The sequence below is a fragment of the Pseudonocardia sp. EV170527-09 genome, from assembly GCF_008369905.1.
Lineage (GTDB): Bacteria > Actinomycetota > Actinomycetes > Mycobacteriales > Pseudonocardiaceae > Pseudonocardia.
Map to the genome: position 1 here is coordinate 1 of NZ_VRMC01000068.1, position 24,939 is coordinate 24,939.

The following is a 24,939-nucleotide window of genomic DNA, read 5'->3' on the forward strand; positions in this document are numbered from 1 at the left end:
TCTCGTTCTCAGCAGAGCCCATAGGGTCTGATGTCATCACTCACAGTGCCCATCCCGCCGGACGCTGAGGTCCGGCGTGTCGGGCCGGAACCACCGTTCGTTGCACAGGCCCGGGGCCTTCGCCGCGGACCTGCTGTCCTGGGACGAGGACGACGTCGACCGCCGCGCGCGAGTCCTCGCCGCCTACCTGCCCGCCACCGCGGCCGACGGATTGCTCGGCTGGACCGGGACCGGGCGTCAGCGGGCCGACCTCGTGTTGCCGGGCCGGGTCCGCGCCGATGCCGACCGGGCCGTCGTCGACGTCCGGGTGCGGGTCGTGCCCTACCGCCGTGTCGACGCCCGTGGGACGGCCGCGCCGGAGCCCGAACCCGACGACCCGATCGGGGCGCCCGCCGGGGCACCCGCCCCGGCCGCGCGCGGCTGGCGCGGGCTGGCCGCGCGGTGGGTCCGGCTGGAGGTGGCCGTGGCGCTCACCGACGACGGGCTCGTCGTCGACGCGGGGCCCGTGGCCGAGCCGGCCCGGCGGCCGTCGCCGGTCGACCTCGCGCGGGGCGGTGTGCGGTGACCGGGCGTGTCCCCGTCGTCGGGGGCCTGGCCGGCGGGGTCGGGACGACGACCGTCGCCCGGGCCCTGCACGGCCGTGACGTGGGGCGCGTGTGCGGGCCGGACCTGCTGCCCGACGTCGTCGTCACGCGGGACACCGCGGCCGGGCTGGCTGCCGCGGCCCGCGTCGCCCCGGTGCCCGGGCCGGGCTCACCGGTCCTCGTCCTGCACCCCGGCACCGCCGACCCCGACGGCATCGACGCCGACGCCGCGGGGCCCGGCTGGGCAGCCGTCGTCGCGCTGCCCGCGGTGCCCGGCTGGGCCCGCTCGGCGGACCCGTGGTCGGACGCGGCCGGGGTCCTCACCCGGCCCGGGCCCTCGGCCGCCGTCCGCCGCTACGCCGACGCGATCGGCCGGGTCGTCACCGCACTGACCACGTCCGGACGGCTCGACCGGCCGCTCACCCCGGCCGGCGTCGGTGGGCTGCGACCGATGCGTGGGTTACTGGCCCTCCCGACCGGGCCGGGACGGTGAGCCGTGCGCGCGCTGCTGATCGTGCCGGTCGTCGTCGGACTCCTGCTGGGAACGGCGGGCCAGGTCCTGGCTGCACCCACCGCGGAGCCGGTCACCTCGGGCATCGACGCGGCACGGGTGCCGGAGGCGGCGCGCCCTACCTCGACCTGGTCACGGAGCTGACCTCGCAGGGCTGCCCGGAGCTGCCGCCGGCCTGGGTGGTCGCCCAGGTGCAGGCGGAGTCGGGCTGGGACCCGGAGCTGCGCACCGGCACCGCCGCCGGACTGCTGCAGGTCTCGGAACGGACCTGGGTCGCAGCCGGCGGCGCACCCTGGCCGGACGCGGCGCTCACCGAGCCGGAGGGGCACCTGCGCGTCGTCGTGCCGTGGCTCTGCTCGACGCTGCGCGCCGCCGCCGGGTATCTCGCGACGACCCCGAAGGACGTCCCGGTGCTCGACGCGATGCTGGTCTGCCACATCGCGGGCTGCAGCCGGGTCACCGGGTCGAGCTCGGGGGTTCCGGCGGCCGGCGAGGCGAACTGCTCGCAGGCGTGCGCGTCGGCGATCCGGCGCTACCTCGACGCGGTGCACGGCTTCGTCGCCGACTACTCCGGTACGACGGCCGTCGACGACCGCGAGTCGTCCCCGCCACCGCCGCAGAAGGCCGCCCCGGCGAAGGCACCCGCGGCGAAGGCACCGGCGAAGGACGCCGCATCGGCGCCGGCGCCCGCCTGGACCGGCGGTGCGACGGGGTGCCACGAACCCGACCCGGTGCGCTCCGACGGCTGTCTCACCGGCGCGTCGAAGCACGGCCTCGACGCCGTCGAAGCGGTGTTCGGCCCGACGATCGAGACGGTCGGCTGCTGGGACGAGCACCTGCAGAACCCGCGGTCGGACCATCCGAAGGGCAAGGCCTGCGACGTGTTCACCGGGAAGGCCGGGGCGGTCGCGAAGGGCGCCGACCTCGACGAGGGCTGGGCGATCGCGCACTGGCTGGAACGCAACGCGGCCCCGCTGAAGGTCAAGTACTTGATCTGGCAGGGCCGCTACTGGGACCCCTCGGTGCGCGCCGACGGCTCCGGCTGGGGCCGTCGCTACACCGGCGGCGGGGTCTACGACACCGCCGACGCGACCGGCGGCCACTACGACCACATCCACATCAGCTTCGCGGAGTGACCCCGTGCGACGTTCCCTGCCGCTGCTCGTGCTCGCCGCGGTCCTCGCGGTGCCCCTGGCCCTGCTGGTGCCCGCGCTGCTGCCCGGACCACCGTCGCAGGCGGTGCTGACCTCGGCCGACCGGGACGCCCTCGGCGATCCCGGCCCCGTCCGCGGACCGGAGCCAGCCGTGCCGGCGACGCGGCCGTCGTCGCCCGGGGCGGTGGCGCGCGCCTACCTCGTCGCCGCGCACGGCGCCGGTCCCGGCGCGGCCGGGGACACCACCCTCGACGGCACCCCGTACGCGCTGCCCGGCAGCCCGGCCGCCGCCGGAGCGCCCGTCCTCGACCCGCCGCCACCCGGTTCGGGCCGGACCGCCGAGGTCGAGGACCTCGACGAGAGCGCCACCGACTGGGCCCGCGGACGCACGGCGCTCGTCGCGACCGTCCGCACGACGACGGCCGGGCCCGGTACGGCACCGGAGGTCCGCCGCTGGCGCACCCGGGTGGTGCTTCAGCTCGACGAGGCGGGCCACTGACTGGTCACCGCCGACACCCCCATCACCACCGACACCCCCGATGTGGACGACTGACGTGACCGAACCTTGGAGTGGGCGATGACCGCCGACGAGCTGGAGCAGCTGCTCAAGTCCCTGCTGGCCAAGGGGGTCACGGTCGTCCTGCTGGCGCTGGGGCCCGCCGGGGAGCTGGTGGGGGTGGAACCCGGGGGCTCGGCGACGCCGTCGACGAGCTCCGGGCAGGACGCCGCCGGTGCGCCGCGGCCGGACCTGGAGCTGGGGGCCGGTGGCGAGGTGTGCGTCGGTACGGGGTCCGGGTCGGGTTCCGGTGGGTCCGGGTCCAGCGGCTCGGGTTCCGGCGGCTCGGACTCCAGCTCGGGTTCCGACAGCTCGGGTTCCGACGGCTCCGGTGGCGGGGAGCGTGACAGCGGGACCGACGGGTCCGGCAGCGCCGACGACTCCGGTGACAGCTCCGACGGCAGCTCGACGGACCGTCGCGGCGATGGGGGCGACGGCGGAGCGGGCCGCTCCGACGACACCGGCCGTTCCGGCGGGTCGGGCGATGCGACCGGCTCCGGCTCCGGCTCCGGCTCCGGCTCCGGCTCCGGCTCCGGCTCCGGCTCCGGCTCCGGCTCCGGCTCCGGCGGCAACGACTCCGAGCGCGGTGGCGGTACCGCCTCCTCCGGTTCCGACAGCGGGACGGGCCGCGATTCCGGCAGCGGCACCACCGCCGCCCCCGACGAGTCCGGCGCCACCGCCTACGGCACGAGCGACGACGCGGCCGCCGGGCTCCTCACCGGCGGATCCGGTACCGCCGGCTCCCGGACACCGCCGCCCTGCCGCCCCACCGGCACCGGCGGCACGGACCCGGCTCCCGCCACCGGGAGCGCCCCGGGCGCAGAGGGCACCACGGCGGCGGCGAAGCTCGGCTGGGGGCAGCCCGTCCGGGCCGACGAGTTCGACAACGGCACCGAGGGCTGGAGCATCTACGACGGCGCCGGGCACGCGGGCAACGGCCGCCGCACCCCGGACGCGGCGAGCGTGGCGGACGGCGTCCTGACGATCACCGGGGACAGCCAGGGCAACACCGCGGGCATGGCGTGGAAGGAGGGCTCCCAGCAGTACGGCCGCTGGGAGGGCCGGGTGCGCGCGCCGGTCGGGGACCCGTCGTACAACGCCCTGCTGCTGCTCTGGCCCACCGCGGAGAACTGGCCCGAGGGCGGCGAGCTCGACTTCATGGAGATGATGGACCCGCAGCGGCAGAAGACCAACGCGTTCTTCCACTACGGCGCGGACAACTCCCAGGTCGAGGGCTCGGTCGAGGTCGACGCGACGCAGTGGCACAACTGGGCCCTGGAGTGGACGCCGGACCGGATCACCGCCTACGTCGACGGCGAGAAGTGGTTCGAGACCACCGAGGAGAAGGTGCAGCCGCCGGGGCCGATGCACCTGTGCATCCAGCTCGATTGGTTCCCCAAGGGCGGCGGCTCGGGGAAGGAGACGCAGATGCAGGTCGACTGGGTCCGCCAGTACACCCTCGACGGGGGCTCGCCCGGCGCGACGACCGACAGCGGGACGGCACCGGGCTCGGCCGGCTGACCGGGCGGCATTCACCCGAGCATGATCACCGGTTGTGGAGTGCGGAGGTGGGCAGGACGACCTCTCCGCTCCACAACGGTCGATCATGCAGCCACCACGCTGGGCGCTCCGGCCCGGTGCACGGTGCGAGGTGGCCCTGGCCTCTCAGCTCCCCCACAGCCGACCACTCCTAGGCTGCCGCCGACCCGCCGTCGACGATCAAGGAGTGGGTCGTGCAGGAGCAGACGGAGCAGGAGCACGACCCCGAGGCCCCGGCGCGTCGCCGCTGGCCCGCGGTCGTCGGCCTCGTGGCGGGTCTGGCCGTTCTGGCCGGGATCGTCACGGTCGCCGTGGAACCGACCCTGCTCACCGGCTCGTCCTCCCCGACTCCCGCACCGGCGGCCCCGCCGTCGCCGGGCGGGATGCACGACCAGGAGCGGCCGGCCGAGGTCGGCGAGCTCGACCCCGCGTCCCGCTCGGACACCGAGGCGGCCGTGCGCAACGGCTGGCGCCTCACCGACCACGACGAGTTCGACGGCACCGCGCTCGACCGCACGCGCTGGAGCCCGTACACGGGTGAGACCACCGGGGGCAACGGCCGGCACCGGGCCGAGAACATCGCGGTCCGCGACGGCGAGCTCGTCCTCACCAGCCGCGGGAGCACCTCCGCCGGGCTGGCCTGGCGGGGCGGCCAGCAGTACGGCCGCTGGGAGATCCGGGCGAAGACGAACCCCGGCGTCGGCTACGGAGACGTCGCGCTGCTCTGGCCGGACGCCGAGGACTGGCCCGAGGGCGGCGAGCTCAACTTCATAGAGATCCCGAAGCCCGAGCGGAACGAGACGCACACGATCGTCCACTACGGGGAGGACAACAGCCAGGTCGGCAAGACGATCCGCGGCGACTTCACGCAGTGGCACACCTACGCCGTCGAGTGGCTGCCCGACCGGGTCGTGTTCTACATCGACGGCGCCGAGGTCTTCCGCACCACCGATCCGGAGCAGATCCCGCCGCGGTCGATGCACCTGGCGATGCAGCAGGACATCGGCCCCTACGGCGACGACTGGATCCCGGCGCCGGACGCGACCTCGCCGGAGACGCTGGACTTCCAGGTCGACTGGGTCCGCATCTACGCGCCCTGACCCGCTCGGCGGCGGGACGGGTGTGACCGGGGAAAGAAGGAGGCCCCGGACCCTGTGGGGTCCGGGGCCTTCTCCTGTCCCGAACTGACGCGCCGCTCCCACCACGAAGCGACCTCTGTGAGTTAGCGCAGCCTTGCCTAAGTAAGCAAGAGTGGTGGGCGGAAAGTTCTAGCCGAGCAGCTCCCGCAACGGTCCCACGCCGAAGTACCCCACGAACAGCACCGCCACCACCCACATCAGGGGGTGGACCTGCTTCGCGCGCCCGGTGGCCGCCGCGAGCGCGACATAGCTGACGAACCCGGCGCCGATGCCGTTGGCGATCGAGTAGGTGAACGGCATGACGGTGATCGTCAGGAACACCGGGATCGCGGTGTGCAGGTCGTCGAGCGAGACCGAGGTGATCTGGCGGAACATCAGCGCGCCGACGACGACCAGCGCCGGGGCGGCGGCCTCGACCGGGACGATCGAGTACAGCGGCGTGAAGAACATCGCCAGCAGGAACAGGAGACCGGTCAGGACGTTCGCCAGTCCCGTCCGCGCACCCTCGGCGATACCGGCCGCGGACTCGACGAAGATCGTGTTCGACGACGCGGACCCCACACCACCGGCGACCGCGCCCGCACCCTCGACGACCAGCGCCTTCCCGACGTTCGGGAGCTTGTCGTCGGAGTCGGTCAGGCCCGCCTGGCGACCGAGGCCGGTGAGCGTGCCCATGGCGTCGAAGAAGTTCGCCAGCACCAGAGTGAAGATCAGCAGGACGACGGTGATGATGTCGAGCCGGGTGAAGGCGCCGAGCGAGACCTGGCCGACGAGCGACAGGTCCGGCAGCCCGACGATCCGGTCCGGGATCGCGGGCACCGCGAGCGACCAGCCGCCGGGGTTGGTCGGGCCACCGGGACCGACCCGCACGATCGCCTCGACGACGATCGCGATGATGGTGTTGACCACGACGCCGATCAGGATGCCCGCCCGCACGCCGCGGGCGACCAGCACGCCGACGATGATCAGCCCGACGACGAACACGAACGTCGGCCACGAGGCGATGGAGCCGCCGGTGCCCAGGCCGACCGGGACCGTGGTGTTGGCCGCGTCGGGCAGGCGGCGGACGAAGCCGGAGTCGACCAGGCCGATCAGCGCGATGAACGCGCCGATGCCGACCGCGATCGCCGTCTTGAGCTCGGTGGGGACGGCGTTGAACACCGCCGTCCGGAAGCCGGTCAGGGCGAGGATCACGATGATGATGCCGTTGATGACGACCAGGCCCATCGCCTCGGGCCAGGTCATCATCGGCGCGATGGTCACGGCCAGCAGGGTGTTGATCCCCAGGCCGGTGGCGATCGCGAACGGGTAGTTCGCGATCACGCCGAAGAGGATCGTCATCACGCCTGCGACGAGGGCGGTCACCGCGGCGACCTGGGCGACCGGGAGGATCCCGCCCAGCGCGTCGGCCTTGGCCGACGGGTCTCCCGGCGTGACGCTGCCGAGGATCAGCGGGTTCAGGACGATGATGTAGGCCATCGCCATGAACGTGACGAGTCCCCCGCGCAGTTCACGGGAGACGGTGGAGCCGCGTTCGGACACGCGGAACAGGCGCTCGATCACGGCGACACCCTAGACGCGGCGCAACGCTGCGGGTTCCGTCCGTGCACCGTTTAGGCTACGGCCCCGTGACGGCCCACGAGAGCGAGCGCGCGAGCGATCCACCGCCCCCGCCGCCCTTGCCGGCGCGCTTCTACGAGTCCCCCCCGGTGATCCTCGGCGGGATGCTGCTGTGGGCCCTCGGCGCGGGTGTCGCCGCCGTGTTCGCGATGGTCACCGGTTCCGGGTTCGACCCCGCGAACGGTACCGGCGCCTGGTTCTGGACCTGCGTCGCCGGGGCCGGGGTGGGCCTGTTCGGCGCCGCGGTGTTCTCCGCGCAACGGGCCGCGGCCCGGCGCGGGGACCGGTCGGCACAGCGCGGCGTCGAGCCGAGGTAGGTCATAGGCTCGGCGGCATGACTGCGAACGACCGTCCGACCGCCGTCGTCACCGGCGCCTCCTCCGGGATCGGCGCCGCCACCGCCCGCGCACTCGGGGCCGCGGGCTTCCACGTGGTGCTGGAAGCCCGCCGGGTGGAGCGCTGCGAGGAGATCGCGAAGGAGATCGGAGGGACCGCGCTGCCCCTCGACGTCACCGACCGGGAGTCCGTCCGCGCGTTCGCCGATGCGGTGCCCGAGGCGAAGCTGCTGGTCAACAACGCCGGCGGCGCGAAGGGCCTGGAGCCCGTCGCGGACGCCGACGAGGAGGACTGGCGCTGGATGTGGGAGACCAACGTCGCCGGCACGCTGCGCCTCACCCAGGCGTTCCTGCCGAAGCTGCGGGCCTCTGGCGACGGGCACATCGTCACCGTGACCTCGATCGCCGCGCTGGACTTCTACGACAACGGCGCCGGCTACACCGGCGCCAAGCACGCCCAGGCGATGCTGCACCGCACCCTGCGCGGGGAGCTGCTCGGCGAACCGATCCGGATCACCGAGATCTGCCCCGGCATGGTGGAGACGGAGTTCTCGCAGGTGCGTCTCGGCGACGCCGAGAAGGCGGCGAAGGTCTACGAGGGCCTGACCCCGCTGACCGCCGACGACGTTGCCGACACGATCGTCTTCGCCGCGACCCGGCCGTCGCACGTCAACCTGGACCAGATCGTGCTCAAGCCGCGCGATCAGGCGTCGGGCACCCGGCGGCACCGTCGCTAGAGGGTCTCCTCCGACCGGCGGTTCTCGTCGGCGTCGTCGCCGGGGCGCTCGCCCCGGACGGCGCCGGCGATCCGCTCCTCGGACTCGCCCAGGATCTGCGCGGCGTCGGGCTCGGTGCCCTCCTCCTCCGGCAGCGGGGTGGATCGGCTGGCGGCGCGGTCGTCGGGAACGCTCATGCCCGGCGGGTACCCGCTAGGACAGCGCCGACAACCCCTTCCACTTGTCCCAGGACAGCGTCCAGTCCCAGAGGTCGCCGTCGCGGGCGGAGAGCTGCACCGGCGTGCCGGTGACCTCGACCGGGTCGCCGTAGAGGACGGTGTCGTAGTACGCCTTGGCGTTCTCGATCGACAGGTTCACGCAGCCGTGGGTGACGTTGGCGGTGCCCTGCGCGGCGGCCGAGACCGGGTTGGCGTGGATGAACTCGCCGTTGTTGCTCATCCGGACGGCCCACTTCTCGACGACGTCGTAGCCGTACTGCGCGGAGACCATCCGCTTGTCGGTGAACTTCTCGGTGACGACGTGGATGCCCGAGCGGGTGTTGCGGTTCGGGTCGTCGGCCAGGCCGTAGGACGCCGGGTAGTCCGCGACCTGCTTGCCGTCGCGGATCACGATCATCCGGAACGAGCGGGCGTCGGCCTTGACGATCTGGGCGCGGCCGATGGTGAACGACGTGCTCAGGTCCTCGGCGCCGTAGCTGCCGCCGCCGTAGTCGACGCCCTTGAGCGGCGCGTCCACGGTGACCTTCGTGCCCGACGGCCAGTACTCCTTCGGCCGCCAGTGCACGCGCGAGCCGCCGTTCTCGTCCGGCAGCCAGCCCCACGCGCCCTCGACCTGCTTCGAGGTCGTGACCTTCAGGACCTTCTCGATCGCGGCGCGGTCCTGGACGTGCCGGTCGAACTGGATCTCGATCGGCGCGGCGATGCCGACGGTGCGGTCGTCGCCGATGTTCAGGGTGCCGCGCACGGTGTGGGCGGGCTTCAGCGTCGCGACGGTGCCCTGCACCGGGGTCGCCGTGCCGTCCGGGGCGACGGCACGACCGTGCCAGGTGTAGGTGGTGGCGAAGTCCAGGTCACCGCTGCTGGTCCAGGTCGTGCGGTCCGAGGACAGCGCGCCGTCGACGGCGTCGCCGTCCGGGTCGGTGAGCGACACCCCGTCCAGCACGCCGCCCGCCGTGCGGACCGACACCGGCTGCGCCGGGTTCGCCGTCGCCGCCGAGACGGTGTCGGTGCCCGCTCCGCCCGCGCTGCGCACTGGCGGCTGGTAGCTCACCTGCGGCCCGGCCGGGGGCGGTGCGGCCTGCGGCGCCGCCGGGTCCTGCGCCGAGGCCGCCAGGGCCACCGCCCCGACGATGCTCAGCGCGCCGATCAGCGCCACCACGACGATCAGTACCCGTCGCAACCGTTCCCCCGCGTACTCGATCTCCTGCGTTGGACACCGACCGTACGCCCGGATCCGGCGCCTCCGACCGGCAGGAGGACGGCACTCCCCCGTGCGGCGTAAGACGAACCGGACGCCGGACCACAGAGGGTGTCAGACGGCGCAGTTCACCAGCACCGGTTCGGGGTGCAGGGTCACGCCGAACCGCTCGGCGACGCCGCCCTGCACCTCCCGGGCCAGGGCCAGCAGGTCGGCCGTCGTCCCGCCGCCGCGGTGGGTCAGGGCCAGGACGTGCCGGGTGGACAGCGACACCCGGCCGCCGGGGCCGGCGTGCCCGCGGCCGAATCCCGCGTTCTGGATCAGCCCGGCGGCGCTGAGCTTGACCCGGCCCTCCCCCGCGGGCCAGGCGGCCAGGCCGTCGACCTGCGGCGCGCGGTCGACGGGCAGGATCGGGTTGGTGAAGAACGACCCGGCCGACCAGGTGTCGTGGTCGTCGGCGTCGAGGACCATGCCCTTCCCGCGGCGCAGCGCGAGCACCGCCTCGCGGACGGCGGCCGGGTCGGTCCGCGCCTCCGGCTCGACGCCGAGGGTGCGGGCGAGCTCGCCGTAGCGGATCGGGGCGGAGCGGCCGTCGGCGTTCAGGGCGAAGCGCACCCGCAGGACGATCGCGTCGTCGTTGCCCTTGAGGATGCTGGTGCGGTAGGCGAGCCCCAGGTCCGAGGCGGGGACGTGCTCGCGGACGGTCCCGGTGCGCCGGTCGTAGAGGTCGACGTCGACGAGCAGGTCGGCGACCTCGACGCCGTAGGCGCCCACGTTCTGGACCGGGGTCGCGCCGGTCCGCCCGGGGATCCCGGACAGGCACTCCAGCCCGCCGAGCCCGTCGGCGACGGCGCCGGCCACCAGCTCGTCCCAGTCGACGCCCGCCTCGGCGGTCAGCAGCACCCGGTCGCCGTCGCGCTCGTGGCGGACACCCTGCCCGGCGATCAGCACGGCGGTGCCGTCGAACCCGGCGTCGGCGACGACGAGGTTCGACCCGCCGCCCACCAGCAGCACCCGCTCCCCCGACCGGTCGGCGCCGGCCACGGCCTCGACCACCTCGGCCGCGCCCTCGGTGCGCACGATGCGGGAGGCCGGTCCACCGAGACGCAGTGTGGTGTGCGCGCTGAGCATCGGGTCGACCGTCGTCGGAGCGGGGGAACTCACGACCGCAACGGTAGCCTTCGCCCATGCCGCGCACGATCGACTACCGCGCAACGTCCGCGCACCCGTCCTCGACGGTCTACGCGGCGATGGTCGACCGCGATCTGCTGGAGGAGCAGCTGCGCCACATCGGCGGTCCCGGGGCCGGCGTGACCGCGTACGAGACCACCCCCGACGGCGTCCGCTACACGCTGCGGCACGGGATCCCCGGCGAGCACCTGCCGTCGATCGTGTCCTCCTTCGTGCCCGGCGGGGACCTGCAGATCGACCGCACCGAGCAGTGGCGGGCCGGCGACTCCGGCGTCTACGACGGCACCGGGTCCGTGCAGGTCATCGGCACCCCCGCCACCGCCCGGTCGGTGATGCGGATCGCCGACGTCGACGGCGGCAGCGAGGTCCGGATCCGGGCCGAGGTCACGGTGAAGGTCCCGCTGGTGGGTGGGAGGATCGAGCAGGCGGTCGCCGGGCAGATCGAACAGCTGCTCGCCGCCGAGACCCAGTTCACCCTCTCCCGGATCTCCTGATGTCCCACTACGTGATCACCCTGTCCTGCCCGGACCGCACCGGCATCGTCGCGCGCATCTCGACCTTCCTCGCCGAGCTGGGCGCCTCCATCACCGAGGCCGCCTACCACGCCGACGTCGAGGCCGGGGTGTTCTGCACCCGCCAGGTCGTCGACGCCGCGTCGGTCCCCTTCGACGTCGACGAGCTCCGCGCCCGGTTCGCCCCGGTCGCCGCCGAGCTGGGCGGCGAACACCGCATCTCCGACACCGGCGTCCGCAAGCGCGCCGTGCTCCTGGTGACCCGCGACCAGCACTGCCTGCACGACATCCTCGGCCGGGTGTGGGCCGACGAGCTGCCGGTGGAGATCACCCGGGTGATCGGCAACCACACGTCGCTGGAACCGGTCGTCGCCGCGCACGGGGTGCCGTTCCACCACGTGCCGTTCCCCGCCCCCGGCGACCCGGCCCGCGAGCAGGGCAAGGTCACCGCGTTCGAGGAGATCCGCAAGCTCGTCGACGCCGACGACCCCGACGCGATCGTGCTCGCCCGCTTCATGCAGGTCCTGCCCGCACACCTGTGCGAGGCCTGGGCCGGGCGGGCGATCAACATCCACCACAGCTTCCTGCCGTCCTTCGCCGGGGCGCGGCCCTACCACCAAGCGCACCGGCGCGGGGTGAAGCTGATCGGCGCGACCTGTCACTACGCGACCGCCGACCTCGACGCGGGCCCGATCATCGAGCAGGACGTCGCCCGCGTCGACCACGGGGACACCGCGACCGACATGGTGCGCCGGGGGCGCGACATCGAGCGCCTGGTGCTGGCCCGTGGGCTGCGGTGGCATCTGGAGGACCGCGTCCTGATCCAGGGCAACCGGACCGTCGTCTTCCGCTGAGGTCGTGGGGCCGAGCCGCGCCCGGGCGGTGCGTCACGCGCACCGTGAGGCGCGGTACGTCCCGCGCGGGGCGGACCGGGCCCCAGCCCGCCGGAGCGCGGCGGAACGGCGCCGAGATGCAGCTCAGCGGGCCGCGGAGATCCACTATTCCCGCTGAGCTGCATCTCGGCGTACGTCCTCGGTTCGCGATGGCGACGGAGTCCGGCTGATCCGGTCCGGCGGGCGCGGCGCCCGGAGCACGATCGGTGCATGACGATCCCCGGATGGCCCGAGGTGTTCCGCGGGACCGCGGCCCTGGCGGCGGGTCTCGTCACGCCCGACCTCCTGCGCGGGCCCCGCTTCCGCCGGCTGCTCCCGGACACCTACGCCCCTGCCGACGCCCACGCCGACCTGCGGCTGCGGTCGCTGGCGGCGTACCTGTGGGCCGGACCGGACGCGGTGCTCTGCGGGTACTCCGCCGCCGAGGTCCTGGGCGCGTCCTGCGCCCCGCGGGCCGCGCCCGCCGAGGTCGCGGTGACCGCGGTGCGCGCCGGGCCCCGATCCCGCGACGGCGTCGTGGTCCGGCGCGACGTCCTGGACCCCGACGAGGTCACCGGCGTCCGCGGTGTCCGCGTCACGACCCGCCTGCGTACCGCCTTCGACCTGGCCCGGTGGTCGGGCCCGACCGAGGGTGTCGTCGCCGTCGACGCGTTGTCCCGCGGGTCGTTCGCGCCGGACGTACTGCTGAACCTCGCGGCCCGGCACACCCATGCCCGTGGTGTCCGGCGCGTGGTCGACGCGCTGGTGTGGGCCGACCCCCGCGCCGGCTCCCCGCCGGAGACCCGCCTCCGGCTGGTCCTCGTCCGGGGTGGCCTGCCGCGGCCGGTACCCCAGCACCCGGTGCTCGACGACGCCCGGCGCACGGCGCTGTGGCTGGACCTGGCCTACCCCGACCACCGGCTCGGCATCGAGTACGACGGCGGCGGCCACTTCGCGACGCCCGAGGCGGCCCGCGCCGACGCCGGGCGGCACACCCGTCTCGTCGCGGCGGGGTGGCGGGTGCTGCGCTACACGGCCCTGGACATGCACCGACGCCCCGACGAGATCGTCGCCGAGGTGGGCCAGGTGCTCGACCACAGTCGTCGAGATGCAGGTCAGCGGGCCGTGGAGATCGACAGATCCCGCTGAGCTGCATCTCGGCGCAGTTCCCGGATCGACTGGGGCGCGGGGCGGCGCGGCGCGGGACGGCACGGCCAGGGGCGGGCGCGCACACGACGGCGCCCGCCCCGCGTGTGCGGGACGGGCGCCGGTTCGTGCGGCTCACGCCGCGGGTCGGACGGGGGTCAGGCCGCGGGCTGCTCGGCCTCCGCCGCCTCGTGGGCCGGCTCCAGAGCGATCCGGAGCACCTCGGGCGACGTCGGCGACCGGGTGCACCCGCAGCTCGGCGCGCACCGGCTCCGGGACGTCGTCCAGGTCGGGCTCGTTGCGCTTCGGGATGATCACGTCGGTCAGTCCGGCCCGGTGCGCGGCGAGCAGCTTCTGCTTCACCCCGCCGATGGGCAGGACCTTGCCCTGCAACGTCACCTCGCCGGTCATGCCCACGCTCGACCGGACCGGCCTGCCGGAGGCGAGCGACGCCAGCGCCGTCGTCATCGTGACGCCGGCGGACGGGCCGTCCTTCGGGACCGCACCGGCCGGGACGTGCACGTGCAGCTTGCGCGACGCGAGGTCACCGGCCAGCCCGCGCGAGCGCAGGTAGGACAGGGCGATCGAGACCGACTCGGTCATGACCTCGCCCAGCTGCCCGGTGATCTGCAGGCCAGGCTCGCCCTCCATCGCGGTGGCCTCGATGAACAGCACGTCCCCACCGGCGCCGGTCACCGCCAGTCCGGTCGCGACGCCCGGCACCGAGGTCCGCTCGGCGGACTCCGGGGTGAACCGCGGCCGTCCGAGATAGGTGACGAGCGCGTCGGCGTCGACGTGCACCGGGCGCGCCGTGTCCGACGCGTCCAGCTGCACCGCCACCTTGCGCAGCACCTTCGCCAGGCCCCGCTCCAGCTGCCGGACCCCGGCCTCCCGGGTGTACTCGGCGGCGATCATCGACAGCGCGACGTCGGTGAACTCCACGTCGCCGTCGTCGAGACCGGCCTTCGCGATCTGACGCGGCAGCAGGTGGTCGCGGGCGATCGCGACCTTCTCCGGCTCGGTGTAGCCGTCGAGCGTCACGATCTCCATGCGGTCGGCCAGCGGACCGGGGATCGCGGAGGCGTCGTTCGCCGTCGCCAGGAACAGGACGTTCGACAGGTCGAGGTCGACCTCCAGGTAGTGGTCGCGGAAGGTGTGGTTCTGCGCCGGGTCGAGCACCTCCAGCAGCGCCGCGGTCGGGTCACCGCGGAAGTCGCTGCCGACCTTGTCGATCTCGTCGAGCAGCACGACCGGGTTCATCGAGCCCGCCTCGCGGATCGCGCGGACGATGCGGCCGGGCAACGCGCCGACGTAGGTGCGTCGGTGGCCCCGGATCTCCGCCTCGTCACGCACGCCGCCGAGCGCCACGCGGACGAAGTTGCGGCCGAGCGCGCGGGCGACCGACTCCCCCAGCGACGTCTTGCCGACGCCGGGCGGGCCGACCAGCGAGAGCACCGCGCCCGAGCCGCGGCCGCCGATCGTGTCGAGCCCCTTGCGTCCGCGACGGGCGCGCACGGCGAGGAACTCGACGAGGCGCTCCTTCACGTCGTCGAGGCCGGCGTGGTCGGCGTCGACGATGCGACGGGCCTCCACCAGGTCCGACGAGTCCTCGGTCGTGGTGCTCCACGGGATGTCGAGGACCGTGTCGAGCCAGGTCCGGATCCAGCCGGACTCCGGGCTCTGGTCCGAGGCGCGCTCCAGCTTGCCGACCTCGGTCAGCGCGGCCTTGCGGACGTCGTCGGGCAGGTCGGCGGCCTCCACGCGGGCGCGGTAGTCGTCGGAGCCCTCCGGGTCGTCCTCCCCGAGCTCCTTGCGGATGGCCGCGAGCTGCTGGCGCAGCAGGAACTCGCGCTGCTGCTTCTCCATACCCTCGCGGACGTCGTTCGAGATCTTCTCGCTGACCTCCTGCTCGGCGACGTGCTCCTTGGTCCATTCCAGGAGCTTCTCCAGCCGGGCGTCGAGATCGGTCTCGGCGAGCAGCTCGGCCTTGTGTGCGACGTCGAGCCACGAGGCCCACCCGGCGAGGTCGGCGAGCGCACCCGGGTCGTCGGTCTGCTGGACCGAGTCGATCACCTGCCAGGCGCCCCGCTGCTGCAGGATGCCGACGACCAGGGCCTTGTACTCGCGGGCGAGCTCCTGGGTACGGCCGGTGGGCGCACCGGCCTCGATCGGCTCGGCCTCGACCCAGAGCGCCGCGCCCGGACCGGAGACGCCCGACCCGATGCGGGCGCGCCGCTCACCGCGCACGACGGCGGCACGGTCCCCGTTGGGGAGCCTGCCGATCTGCTCGAGCACGGCGACGACGCCGATGGCGCCGTAGCGGCCGTCGATGCGGGGGACGACGAGCACCCGTCTCCCGTCGTCGCGGTCCTGGGCCGCGGCGGTGGCCGCGTCCACCGCGGCACGGGTGTCGGAGTCGTCGAGACGGACGGGGACGACCATGCCGGGCAGGACCACGGCGTCGTCGAGGGGCAGGACCGGGAGCGTCAGCACGTCACTCATGCCCGGCACAACCACGCGGAGGGCCCTCCGCTTCCCGGAGTTGAGTCGTGTCCGCTCAGGGCGAACGCGGACCTCGGCGGGCCGGGACGGCCGTGAGCACCCCGAGGACCGGGTGGGTCACCAGCGCGGTCCGCCGCCCTGGACCTCCATCACCGCGGGCTTGACGTCGACCAGGTAGACCAGCGTCGCGACGGTCGCGGCCAACCAGAACATGGCACCGCCGAACATCGGGCCGTTCGTGATGAGCAGGAGCAGCAGCGCGACACCGGTGATGCCCAGCCAGGCGTTCTTGGTGAGCTTGCCCGCCGCGGTGAAGGCGTCCGCGCGTTGCCTCAGCGCGTGCCCGAACGAGAACCCGCCGACCACCACCATGATCCACTTGATCACGAAGATGATCACTTCATCGGGGGCACCTGGCAGCGACAGCACGCGGCCAGAGTACGGACAACCCGGGCGCTGGTCACGTCCGGCGCCACATCCCGGGCGGCACCATCCACGGCTCCGCACACGACGACGCCCCCGGCCGATCGAGGATCGGCCGGGGGCGCGGTGCGTGCTCACCGGGCGCGGGGCCCGGCAGGTGTCACTTCTTCGCGGCGGACGCGCTCGAGGTGCCACGGCGGGTGGTCGGCTTGCGAGCCGGGACCTTCGCGCCGGTGGCGGTCTTCGGGTCGGTCTTGGCGGCGGTGCGGCGCGCGGTCGAACGCGTGGTGGACGCGACCTCGTCGCCGGCCTCCTCGATCGCCTCGGCGGCCTCCTTCGAGACCTCGGTGACGGCCTCGGCGACCTCGCCCGCGGCGGTCTGGGCGCGGCGGGCGACCTTCTCACCGACCGAGCGGGTCTGCGTGGTGACGGCGCCGAGGGTCTTGACGGCGACCTCGTGGGTCTCGTCCACGAACTCGTCGACGCGGGTGTCGAACTTCTCGGTCAGGTCCTCGACCGTCGCGATGGCCTGCTTGACCTGCGGCTGCTTGCGGATGCGGCCCCAGGCCTTCTCACCGCGCTGGGCGAAGCCGACGTAGACACCCTCGACCTCGGAGCGGAACTCCTCGATCTGCTTGCGGATGTTGTCCGAGGACAGCTTGCCGCGCAGCTCCTTGAGCTCGTCGGGGAGCTCCTGGACGCGGGTCTGGACCTCCTCGGCGCGCTTGGTGGCGGTCTCGCGGGCGTCGGTGACGACCTTGGTCACGGTGCTGTAGGCGTAGTCGCCGGCACCGAGGACGGCGAGCAGCGGGGTGCGGACGACCTCGGCCTGCTCGGCGGTCTGCTCACGCAGCTTCTGGACGTCGGCGCTGGTGGGGAGGTTCACGGCCATGATGATCACTTCCTGGATTCGGTGGACGTGTCGTCGGGATCGGCGGTGAGACCGTTCTCCCTGCGGAACGACTCGTAGACGTCGAGCAGCACGCGTTTCTGCCGCTCACTGAGGGTCGGATCGGTGAGCACCGCGTCGGTCACCTGACCGGCGGGCCGCTCCTCGAGGATGCCGGCGCGGACGTACAACGCCTCGGCCGAGATGCGCAGCCCCTTGGCGATCTGCTGCAGTATCTCGGCGGACGGCTTGCGCAGTCCCCGCTCGACCTGGCTCAGGTACGGGTTGCTGACGCCCGCGGTGCGGGCCAGCTGCCGCATCGAGACCTGGGCGGCCTCGCGCTGGGCGCGGATGTAGGACCCGATGTCCTCCACCGCGTGCCCCACGGTCTGACCGACGCTCTCGACGGCCTGCGCGACGCGCTCGGCGGGCTCGACGGACTCACGGTCTCCGGGCTTGCGCTCGGTGGCCATCCGTCTCACCTCCACCTCGATCCGTTCTTCACTGACGGAACCGACCGTACGCGGCACCGCTAGCTCCTGCAAGCAGGGTGCTAGCGCTGGTCACGTGGTGTGCGCCACGTCGATGACGGTGCGATGACGGTGCGATGTCCTGCGGGGACACCTGAAAGATCACCCGATGACGAGCTCCCCCACGGCGTGGATGACCAGGCCGGCGAGCGCCCCGACGACGGTGCCGTTGATCCGGATCCACTGCAGGTCGCGGCCCACCTGGAGCTCGATCTTGCGCGAGGTCTCCTCCGCGTCCCAGCGGGCGACGGTGTCGGTGATCAGCGTGGTGATCTGGTGCCGGTAGTGCCGCACGACGTACGACGCGGCGTCGGCCAGCCAGCCGTCGAGCTTCGCACGCAGCTCGGCGTCGCGACCCAGCCTCCGCCCGAAGGCCATGAGGCCGTCACGCACACGCAGGCGCAGCTCGTTCGACGGGTCGTCCGCGGCGTCGAGGACCATGGCCTTCACGACCGTCCAGGCGCGGCCGATGAAGTGCTGCACCTCGGGGTGCTCGACGACCTGGCGCTTGACCTGCTCGGCGCGCTCCATGGTCGTCTCGTCGTGCTGCAGGTCGCGGGCGAACTCGGCGAGGTAGCGGTCCACGGCGTGCCGCAGCGGGTGCTCGGGGTCGGTCTTGACGGCCCAGGCGTAGCCGCGGACCTCGGCGAACAGCTTGTCCGCGACGAGGTCGTCGACGAAGCGCGGGGTCCAGGAGGGCGCGCGGTCGTGCACGACCCGCAGGACCATGTCCTGGTTGTCGGCAACCCAGTCGTAGGCGCGGTCGCAGACGAGGTCGACCAGCCTGCGGTGGGCACCGTCGGCCAGGACACCCTCCAGCGCCTTGCCCATCGGCGGCCCGACCGGGATCTCCATCAGCTTGCGCACCGCGACGGTCTCGATGACGTTCTGCACGTCCTCGTCGCGCAGCACGGTGACGACCGCCCGCGCGGCGGTGGCCAGCTCGGCGGTGACGCGGTCGGCGTTCTCCTGCTCGGCGGTCCAGCGCCCGACCGACTCGCTGACCCCGATCCGGTCGAGCTTGTCGCGGACGACGGACTCGGACAGGAAGTTCTCCCCGACGAAGTCGCCGAGGCTGTCGCCGATCATGTCCTTCTTGCGCGGGATGATCGCGGTGTGCGGGATCGGGATCCGCAGCGGGTGCCGGAACAGCGCCGTCACGGCGAACCAGTCGGCCAACGCACCGACCATTCCGGCCTCGGCGGCGGCCCGGACGTAGTCCGCCCCGGGGACACCGCGGACGACCTCGAAGTACTTCGCGACGAAGAACACGACCGTCGCGCCGAGGAGGAAGCCGGTGGCGACGGCCTTCATGCGCCGCAGGTCGCGTCGCTTCTGCTCGTCACCGGGGCCGAAGCCACCGAGGGGGACGGCGGGAACGGTCCCGATGGTGCGGTCCCGCTGCGGGACGGGGGTCGGGCGCTCCGGCGCGCGGGAGGTCTGCACACACCCATAGTGCCCGGGGACACCGACATCGGGCGGCGGGGGCGCCCGGAGCGGGGCCCGGCCGGGTCCGGCGATGTCCCGCCGGACCCGGCCGTGGCCGGTGGAGCGGCTGCTCGGCGAGGGAGAAGTGCCCCCTCGGGCGCCACCTCCGCTGCGCACCACCCGGCCGGTGTCGGCGTCCGTACTCCGGACGAGCGGGAACGGCGACGAGACGCCCGGGCGGGCGGTACGCGGTCGCGCGGGCCGGATCCTCGGTTCCGTCCGGGCCGCGCGGGTGGATCAGCGGCGCAGGGCGCCCGGCATGCCGGACCGCTCGGCCCGCACCTCGTGCTCGTCGGGGAGGACCTGCTCGCCGGAACGACGGCGCACCGCGTCGCAGATCGCCTCGACGACGACCGCGGCCTCCGGCACCCGGTAGCCGACCCGCGCCGGAGCCACGCGCCACTGCACCCAGCCCTCGGGACGCTCGGTCGGCGGGGCGACGACACCGATGCCGTCGGTGTGCAGCACCACGTCGGCGTGCAGGCTCAGCTCGGCGGGCAGCGCGTGCCGCGGGCTCATCGGGAACCACCAGGTGCCCTCGGGCGTCGCGGCGACCGGCACGACCTCGCCGGCCTCACGCAGCGTCCGGCAGACCTGGCGACCGATGACCGCGGGAACCTCGACCACGTCGAGCACGTCGCCCGTCGCCAGCATGACCTCCGCGCCCGGCCCCGGCACGAGCGGCCAACCGTGGTCGGCGTACTCGCGAGCGGCCGCTCGCAGCTCCGCGCCGTAGACGGCTCGGTAGCTGTCCCACCAGGACATGGAGGTCACTTCCTTCCGCTTGTGCGACAACCCCTGTGGTGCCGCTCTCCTGTGAAGTACAAGACCAGGATCGGGCTCCGGGCACGACTTCGCGAGGGGTACGCGGCGAGGGTGCGCAGCGGCGAGACGAGCGGGGAGCGCCGACCGCACAACGCCACGACCACCGGTGAACGGCAGGTGACCGGGCGCAGCGAACCGACGACCGGCGGCAACCTCCACGCCGTCCGGCGCAGTGCCGGTCGTCGCACCGCTCGACATGCCTCGTGCGTCGACTATCTTTACGATAGAGATATTCGTGCGATCGAGAGGACTGACATGGCGTCGACGACGGCGAGGTCCGGCCGTACGGCCGGCCCGGCCACCGGGATGGACACGGCGCGGACCTGGGCGGTGCTCGCCGCGGCAGTACTGCAGGCGGTGGCGGGCTCGCTCGGCGGCAGCGGGACGTTCGGGGAGTCGCAGCGGGTGCTCAGCGACCGCTACCCCTCACTCATCACCCCCGCGACGGTGGCGTTCTCCGTGTGGGGCCTCATCTACCTGGCCCTGCTCGTGTACGCGGTGTACCAGTCACTGCCCGGGCAGCGGTCGCGCCCGGTGCACCGGGCGACCGGCTGGCTGTTCGTGGCGACGGCGGTGTTCAACGCGGGCTGGATCGGCGTGTTCTCCCAGGAGCTCCTGGGGACCGCACAGCTGCTGATCGTGGCGCTGCTCGCGACCCTGGCGGTGGCGCTGCGCCGGCTGGCCGCATTCCCGGCCGAGGGGACGCCGGACCGGGCACTGCTGCACGGGCCGCTCGCGTTCTACGCGGGCTGGGTGTCGCTGGCGACCGTGGCCGGGTTCTCGGTGACGCTGACCTACTGGGGCGCGCCGCTCGGCCCGGTGGCGGCCGCGGCGCTGCTCCTGATCGGCGTGCTGGGCGCGGGCGTCGCGACCCGGCGGACGACGGCGGCGCTGCCGTACGCGGCGACGGCCGCCTGGGCGCTGGTCTGGGTCGCCGCGGAGTCCGCCGCGACCGGGACGGTGCCGGTGACCGTGGTCGCGGTGCTCGGCGTGACCGCGGTGGTCGTCGCGGCGGTGCTGCGAGCGCGGGAGGGGTTGCGGCCGGCCTTCGGCTGACCCCGGGAACGACGACGGCGCCGGTCCCCGGGGGGAGCCGGCGCCGTCGCGTTGCGCGGGTCGTGCCCGCGCAGAAGTCAGATCACGCGAACCGAGTCGGCCTGCGGGCCCTTCTTGCCCTGGCTGGCCTGGAAGTCAACGCGCTGGTTCTCCTCCAGCGTGCGGAATCCGTTCGACTCGATGGCGGAGTAGTGGACGAAGACGTCCGGTCCCTCGTCGTCGGTGGCGATGAAGCCGAAGCCCTTCTCGGCGTTGAACCACTTGACGGTGCCCTGCGGCATAGCGTGTGTCCTTCTCAGATGGAGCGGTTCCGGCCCTCACAGCAAGAGCCGGAGGTCGCGTGGACACCGCCGCGGCACCTCAGCACCGATCGACGACGCCCACCGTCACAACTTCAACGGACGCTCGACGGCGATCGGAGAAGAACGACTGCAACCGCCGCGGACGCTACCACGGCTCCATGACACCTCGACCGTCCTCACTCGACCCCCCGTACGGCCGGTTCCGCGGCACCGACCACCCGCCGCGCGGCACCACGGGTGACCACGCCGCGTGAGATTCCGGCCGCCGATCGGCGACGGGCGGTCATCACCACCCCGAACGAGTGAGCACGGCACGCGTTCCACGCCGTCGAGTGAGCACCGGGCGTCCGTACTCCCCGTTTCGGGTGGCGACGGCGGTTCCGGCCCGTTCGACGGCCGCCCGTGAACCCGGACGGGGTCGCCCGTTCCGGGTGTCGCATGGTGCGATACGGCCACAGCGTGACCGATGGGACCCCTGTGACGCGTGTGGCCACGATCAGGTCACTGGTGGACGACGCCCCGTGACCGCAAGCTCAGCGCTGTCCGTCACCCCGTGCAGCAGCACAGCGAACTGGAGAGACCGTGCGATCCCGAGTCACCACTTCCGTCGCCCTGACCCTCATGATCGGCACCCTGGGTGTGTACGGCGCCGGCGTGGCCGGCGCGGCCGAGCCCGTTCATGCCTCCACCCCGGTCGTGCCGGCCGCGACCGTCGCCGACGCACCCGCAACGCCGTCCGACGGCCCGCTGGACCGGCTGTTCGACACGCTCTTCGGCGACGGCGCGGCGACCGCCCCGGCGACGCCCGCCGACACCGCCGTCCCCGTCCAGGACGTGCCGACCCCCGCAGTTCCGGGCGTCCCCGCGGCACCGGGAGTCCCGGCCGCTCCGGGCGTGCCGGTCGCCCCGCAGGCCCCCGCCGCCCCGAGCGCTCCGACAACGCCGCAGGTTCCCGCTGTCCCGGGTGCTCCGGCCGTACCGGCCGCCCCGGCAGCGCCGCAGGTCCCCGCCGCCCCGGCCGCGCCGACCGTGCCCGCGGTCGTCGCGCCGGCGGTTCCCGGCGCCGCCGCCCTGCCCGCGGCTCCGGCAGCTCCGGTGGCTCCGGCAGCTCCGGTCGTTCCCGCGGCTCCGGTCGCCCCGGCGGCACCCGCGGTCCCGGCCACCTCCGCAACCCCGGCCGCGGCCGTCACCACGGACGCCACGGGCCAGCAGATCCCGGAGCCCCCGGCCGTCCCGGGCGCTCCGCAGGCGCCGGCCCTCCCGCAGGCTCCCGCGGTCCCCGGGGCGCCGGCCCTCCCCCAGGCGCCGGTGACCCCGGCCGTCCCGGGTGCCCCGGCAGCGCCCACCGTCCCGGGTGCGCCCGCGGTCCCGGCGGTGCCCGGTGCGCCGACCGCTCCGCCGGTTCCGGCCGTTCCTGGCGCACCGGCGACCCCGGCCACCCCTGCCCTCCCGGGTGCCCCCGCCGTGCCCGCGGCCCCGGGTGCCCCGGCCGTCGCCACCGCCCCGGCCGACGCGACCGCCCCGGGCGGCACCGTCGCTCCGCAGGCCCCGGCCGACGCCGCGGCCCAGGACAGCGCCCCCACTCGCCCGAGCCTCTGGGAGCGGCTCTTCGGCACCACCCGCTGACCTGCGCCGCAGGCATCGCCACGCGACGGCGTCCCCGCACCGGGGCGCCGTCGCGGCGTGTTCAGGGCAGCTCGGTCACCCAGCCCCGCTGCAACGACCGCAACACCTCGTCGAGCAGGTCGGCGAGCTCGGCGGTGTCGTCGGCCAGCCAGCGCTCGTAGGCGGCGATGCACACGCCCAGGCAGGCGTGCCCGACGCTCTGCGGGACGAGCCCCGAGGAGGCCTCGCCGCGGCGCTCGGCGACGTGGTCGGCCACGACCTCCCGCCACGAGGCGTAGCGCAGCGTCGAGTGCGCCTGCAGCGCCGGGGTCTGCAGGATCAGCCGCAGCCGGCGCCGGTGCCAGGGCTGCTCGGCCGGCTCGACGTGGTTGAACTCCAGCACCGCGCGCCGGACCCCCTCCAGCGTCGGCAGGTCCGGCGGCTGGGCCGCGAGCACCGCGCGCATCCCCACCAGCTGCTCGTCGAAGGCGCCCCAGGCGATGTCGTTCTTGGAGGCGAAGTACCGGAAGAACGTGCGACGCCCGATGCCCGCGGCGTGCGCGATGTCGTCGACGGTCGTGTTCTCGAAACCCTGGTCGCTGAACATCTCCAGGGCGATGTGCTCGATCTCCGAGCGGGAGGTGACCGGACGCCGGCCGGCGCGGCGTGTGCCGCTCCCGCCGGTACTCCCGGTCCCGTCGTTCTCGGTCACCGCTGACATGGTCGCCCCGCCGTGCTCCCCGACTCCTCCGTCGTGCGTGCGACCGGCGGACCGGGAGGGTCGAGCGGAGCGCCGTCGGCCCCGATCATCCCACGTCGCGGTCGGCCCGTCGGCGCGCGTCGTCCCTGTTCGGCGGCCGTTCGTCGCGCGAGCCCTCCACTTTGTCGGTGTGTCGCGGCACACTCGCGGCCAGACGGACCGGGACCCACCCGGACGGCTACGTCGAGGGGGAACCATGAGCGCACCCGCACGGGCTGCCGACGGCACCGTGGACGAGCGGCCGCCCGAGGAACGCCTCGAGGACCACCGGCGCGAGCTGACCGGCTACTGCTACCGGATGCTCGGCTCGGCGTTCGAGGCCGAGGACGCGGTGCAGGACACGATGGTCCGGGCCTGGAAGGGCGTCGCGAAGTTCGACGGCCGTTCCTCCCTGCGGTCCTGGCTGTACCGCATCGCCACCAACGTCTGCATCGACGCGTTGAACGGACGCAGGCGTCGCGCCGTCCCGATGGACATCGGCGGTCCCGGCGCACCGGTCGCCGAGTCCCTGCGCGAGCCGCTGCCCGACGCCGAGTGGCTCGAACCGATGCCCGACGCCCGGGTGTCGACGCCGGCCGGGGACCCGGCGGACAAGGCCGTCGCGAAGGAGACGATCCGGCTCGCGTTCATCGCGGCGCTGCAGCACCTGCCGGCCCGCCAGCGTGCCGTGCTGATCCTGCGCGAGGTCCTGTGCTGGAAGGCCGCCGAGGTCGCCGAGCTGCTGGACACCACGGTCGCCTCGGTCAACAGCGCCCTGCAGCGCGCCCGTGCCACCCTGTCCGAGCAGGGCATCTCCGAGACCGCGCCGCAGACCTCCCCGGCGATGGACCCGGCGCAGACCGAGCTGCTGATGCGCTACATGGCCGCCTTCGAGGCGTTCGACATGGAGGCGCTGACCGCGCTGCTGCACGAGGACGTCGAGCAGAACATGCCTCCGCTGGAGCTGTGGTTCCGCGGCCGGGACGACGTCATCGCCTGGATGGCGACCGGCCCCGGGCAGGGCTGCCGCGGGTCGCGGGTGGCTCCGGTGGAGATCAACGGGACGGTCGGCTTCGCCCAGTGGAAGCCGTCCGGGCCGAACGGCGAGTTCGAGGCCTGGGGCATCACGGCCCTGCGGGTCGAGGACGGGGTCGTCACCGGGCTGAGCATCTTCCTCAACACCGAGCTGTTCGGCTACTTCGGGCTGCCGCTGCAGCTGGCCGACCGGCCGGAGCTGTGGGAGCCGAAGGTGGCCTGACCCCGCCCGG

The 24,939-nt window shown here is 73.9% G+C and carries 26 protein-coding genes and 1 pseudogene; 15 read left to right on the forward strand and 12 right to left on the reverse strand.

Annotated elements, in window-relative coordinates; translation table 11 throughout:
- Positions 1–100: 100 nt before the first annotated feature.
- The 7 genes from FVA95_RS19830 (at position 101) to FVA95_RS19855 (ending at position 5,444) form a co-directional block, all read left to right on the forward strand.
- The gene (locus tag FVA95_RS19830; protein WP_149665516.1) at positions 101–565 is read left to right on the forward strand and encodes a hypothetical protein; all 465 of its coding nucleotides are present in this window, start codon (positions 101–103) and stop codon (positions 563–565) included.
- Entirely contained in the window at positions 562–1,077 is a 516-nt protein-coding gene (locus FVA95_RS19835) for a hypothetical protein (protein ID WP_149665517.1), read from the forward strand. The genes FVA95_RS19830 and FVA95_RS19835 overlap by 4 nt, the downstream gene beginning before the upstream one ends.
- 3 nt (positions 1,078–1,080) lie before the next feature.
- Entirely contained in the window at positions 1,081–1,239 is a 159-nt protein-coding gene (locus FVA95_RS30910; RefSeq protein WP_161992364.1) for a hypothetical protein, read from the forward strand.
- A gap of 47 nt (positions 1,240–1,286) precedes the next feature.
- Entirely contained in the window at positions 1,287–2,231 is a 945-nt protein-coding gene (locus FVA95_RS19840; RefSeq protein ID WP_149665518.1) for a hypothetical protein, read from the forward strand.
- Positions 2,232–2,235: 4 nt separating this feature from the next.
- Positions 2,236–2,748, forward strand: coding sequence for a hypothetical protein (locus tag FVA95_RS19845; protein ID WP_149665519.1), 513 nt, complete (start codon positions 2,236–2,238; stop codon positions 2,746–2,748).
- A 78-nt stretch (positions 2,749–2,826) separates the two neighbouring features.
- Positions 2,827–4,326: a glycoside hydrolase family 16 protein gene (locus tag FVA95_RS31775; protein ID WP_149665520.1), complete on the forward strand. Its 1,500-nt coding sequence runs from the start codon at positions 2,827–2,829 to the stop codon at positions 4,324–4,326.
- A gap of 212 nt (positions 4,327–4,538) precedes the next feature.
- Complete coding sequence (locus FVA95_RS19855) at positions 4,539–5,444, forward strand: family 16 glycosylhydrolase (RefSeq protein WP_149665521.1); 906 nt, start codon at positions 4,539–4,541, stop codon at positions 5,442–5,444.
- Between the two features lie 168 nt (positions 5,445–5,612).
- On the opposite strand, the gene FVA95_RS19860 is transcribed toward FVA95_RS19855, so the two are convergent.
- Complete coding sequence (locus FVA95_RS19860) at positions 5,613–7,046, reverse strand: NCS2 family permease (RefSeq protein WP_149665522.1); 1,434 nt, start codon at positions 7,044–7,046, stop codon at positions 5,613–5,615.
- A gap of 65 nt (positions 7,047–7,111) precedes the next feature.
- Between FVA95_RS19860 and FVA95_RS19865 the strand changes: the two genes are divergently transcribed.
- Positions 7,112–7,420: a DUF2530 domain-containing protein gene (locus FVA95_RS19865; protein WP_149665523.1), complete on the forward strand. Its 309-nt coding sequence runs from the start codon at positions 7,112–7,114 to the stop codon at positions 7,418–7,420.
- Between the two features lie 17 nt (positions 7,421–7,437).
- Positions 7,438–8,175, forward strand: coding sequence for an SDR family NAD(P)-dependent oxidoreductase (locus tag FVA95_RS19870; RefSeq protein WP_149665524.1), 738 nt, complete (start codon positions 7,438–7,440; stop codon positions 8,173–8,175).
- On the opposite strand, the gene FVA95_RS19875 is transcribed toward FVA95_RS19870, so the two are convergent.
- The 3 genes from FVA95_RS19875 to FVA95_RS19885 form a co-directional block, all read right to left on the reverse strand.
- Positions 8,172–8,351 carry a hypothetical protein gene (locus FVA95_RS19875; protein WP_149665525.1) on the reverse strand — a complete coding sequence of 60 codons (180 nt, stop codon included), beginning with the start codon at positions 8,349–8,351 and terminating at the stop codon, positions 8,172–8,174. The two genes, FVA95_RS19870 and FVA95_RS19875, sit on opposite strands and share 4 nt — an antisense overlap.
- Before the next feature lie 16 nt (positions 8,352–8,367).
- Positions 8,368–9,573, reverse strand: coding sequence for an Ig-like domain-containing protein (locus FVA95_RS19880; protein WP_149665526.1), 1,206 nt, complete (start codon positions 9,571–9,573; stop codon positions 8,368–8,370).
- Positions 9,574–9,705: 132 nt separating this feature from the next.
- Complete coding sequence (locus FVA95_RS19885) at positions 9,706–10,755, reverse strand: UDP-N-acetylmuramate dehydrogenase (protein ID WP_149665527.1); 1,050 nt, start codon at positions 10,753–10,755, stop codon at positions 9,706–9,708.
- A 23-nt stretch (positions 10,756–10,778) separates the two neighbouring features.
- Between FVA95_RS19885 and FVA95_RS19890 the strand changes: the two genes are divergently transcribed.
- The 3 genes from FVA95_RS19890 to FVA95_RS19900 all read left to right on the forward strand — a co-directional run bounded on the left by FVA95_RS19890 (position 10,779) and on the right by FVA95_RS19900 (position 13,315).
- Positions 10,779–11,276 (forward strand): DUF2505 domain-containing protein, encoded by a 498-nt coding sequence (locus FVA95_RS19890; protein ID WP_020625756.1) that lies wholly within the window; start codon positions 10,779–10,781, stop codon positions 11,274–11,276.
- Positions 11,276–12,148: a formyltetrahydrofolate deformylase gene (purU, locus tag FVA95_RS19895; RefSeq protein ID WP_149665528.1), complete on the forward strand. Its 873-nt coding sequence runs from the start codon at positions 11,276–11,278 to the stop codon at positions 12,146–12,148. Before FVA95_RS19890 ends, purU begins: the two co-directional genes overlap by 1 nt.
- Before the next feature lie 249 nt (positions 12,149–12,397).
- Positions 12,398–13,315, forward strand: a complete 918-nt coding sequence (locus FVA95_RS19900) for a DUF559 domain-containing protein (RefSeq protein WP_149665529.1) — start codon at positions 12,398–12,400, stop codon at positions 13,313–13,315.
- A gap of 155 nt (positions 13,316–13,470) precedes the next feature.
- On the opposite strand, the pseudogene lon reads toward FVA95_RS19900, so the two are convergent.
- The 6 genes and pseudogenes from lon to FVA95_RS19930 form a co-directional block, all read right to left on the reverse strand.
- Positions 13,471–15,814, reverse strand: a pseudogene (gene lon, locus FVA95_RS19905) (endopeptidase La).
- A 117-nt stretch (positions 15,815–15,931) separates the two neighbouring features.
- Complete coding sequence (locus tag FVA95_RS19910; RefSeq protein ID WP_370460876.1) at positions 15,932–16,243, reverse strand: DUF2516 family protein; 312 nt, start codon at positions 16,241–16,243, stop codon at positions 15,932–15,934.
- Between the two features lie 154 nt (positions 16,244–16,397).
- Positions 16,398–17,123: a hypothetical protein gene (locus tag FVA95_RS19915; protein WP_149665530.1), complete on the reverse strand. Its 726-nt coding sequence runs from the start codon at positions 17,121–17,123 to the stop codon at positions 16,398–16,400.
- A gap of 11 nt (positions 17,124–17,134) precedes the next feature.
- Positions 17,135–17,599, reverse strand: a complete 465-nt coding sequence (locus FVA95_RS19920) for a helix-turn-helix domain-containing protein (protein WP_060713481.1) — start codon at positions 17,597–17,599, stop codon at positions 17,135–17,137.
- A gap of 159 nt (positions 17,600–17,758) precedes the next feature.
- Positions 17,759–19,102, reverse strand: coding sequence for a DUF445 domain-containing protein (locus FVA95_RS19925; protein WP_149665531.1), 1,344 nt, complete (start codon positions 19,100–19,102; stop codon positions 17,759–17,761).
- A gap of 279 nt (positions 19,103–19,381) precedes the next feature.
- On the reverse strand, positions 19,382–20,167 hold the full coding sequence (locus FVA95_RS19930) for a bifunctional DNA primase/polymerase (RefSeq protein ID WP_368667342.1): 786 nt from the start codon (positions 20,165–20,167) through the stop codon (positions 19,382–19,384).
- 57 nt (positions 20,168–20,224) lie between these two features.
- On the opposite strand from FVA95_RS19930, the gene FVA95_RS19935 reads away from it, so the two are divergent.
- Positions 20,225–21,025, forward strand: a complete 801-nt coding sequence (locus tag FVA95_RS19935) for a tryptophan-rich sensory protein (RefSeq protein ID WP_149665533.1) — start codon at positions 20,225–20,227, stop codon at positions 21,023–21,025.
- Between the two features lie 77 nt (positions 21,026–21,102).
- Here FVA95_RS19935 and FVA95_RS19940 read toward each other — a convergent pair whose 3' ends face one another.
- Positions 21,103–21,306, reverse strand: coding sequence for a cold-shock protein (locus FVA95_RS19940; protein WP_020627638.1), 204 nt, complete (start codon positions 21,304–21,306; stop codon positions 21,103–21,105).
- Between the two features lie 642 nt (positions 21,307–21,948).
- Here FVA95_RS19940 and FVA95_RS19945 point away from each other — a divergent pair.
- Entirely contained in the window at positions 21,949–22,953 is a 1,005-nt protein-coding gene (locus FVA95_RS19945; RefSeq protein WP_149665534.1) for a hypothetical protein, read from the forward strand.
- Between the two features lie 61 nt (positions 22,954–23,014).
- Here FVA95_RS19945 and mftR read toward each other — a convergent pair whose 3' ends face one another.
- Positions 23,015–23,653, reverse strand: a complete 639-nt coding sequence (gene mftR, locus FVA95_RS19950; RefSeq protein WP_149665535.1) for a mycofactocin system transcriptional regulator — start codon at positions 23,651–23,653, stop codon at positions 23,015–23,017.
- Between the two features lie 235 nt (positions 23,654–23,888).
- Here mftR and FVA95_RS19955 point away from each other — a divergent pair, with 235 nt between their 5' ends.
- Positions 23,889–24,929: a sigma-70 family RNA polymerase sigma factor gene (locus FVA95_RS19955; protein WP_149665536.1), complete on the forward strand. Its 1,041-nt coding sequence runs from the start codon at positions 23,889–23,891 to the stop codon at positions 24,927–24,929.
- Positions 24,930–24,939 lie beyond the last annotated feature (10 nt).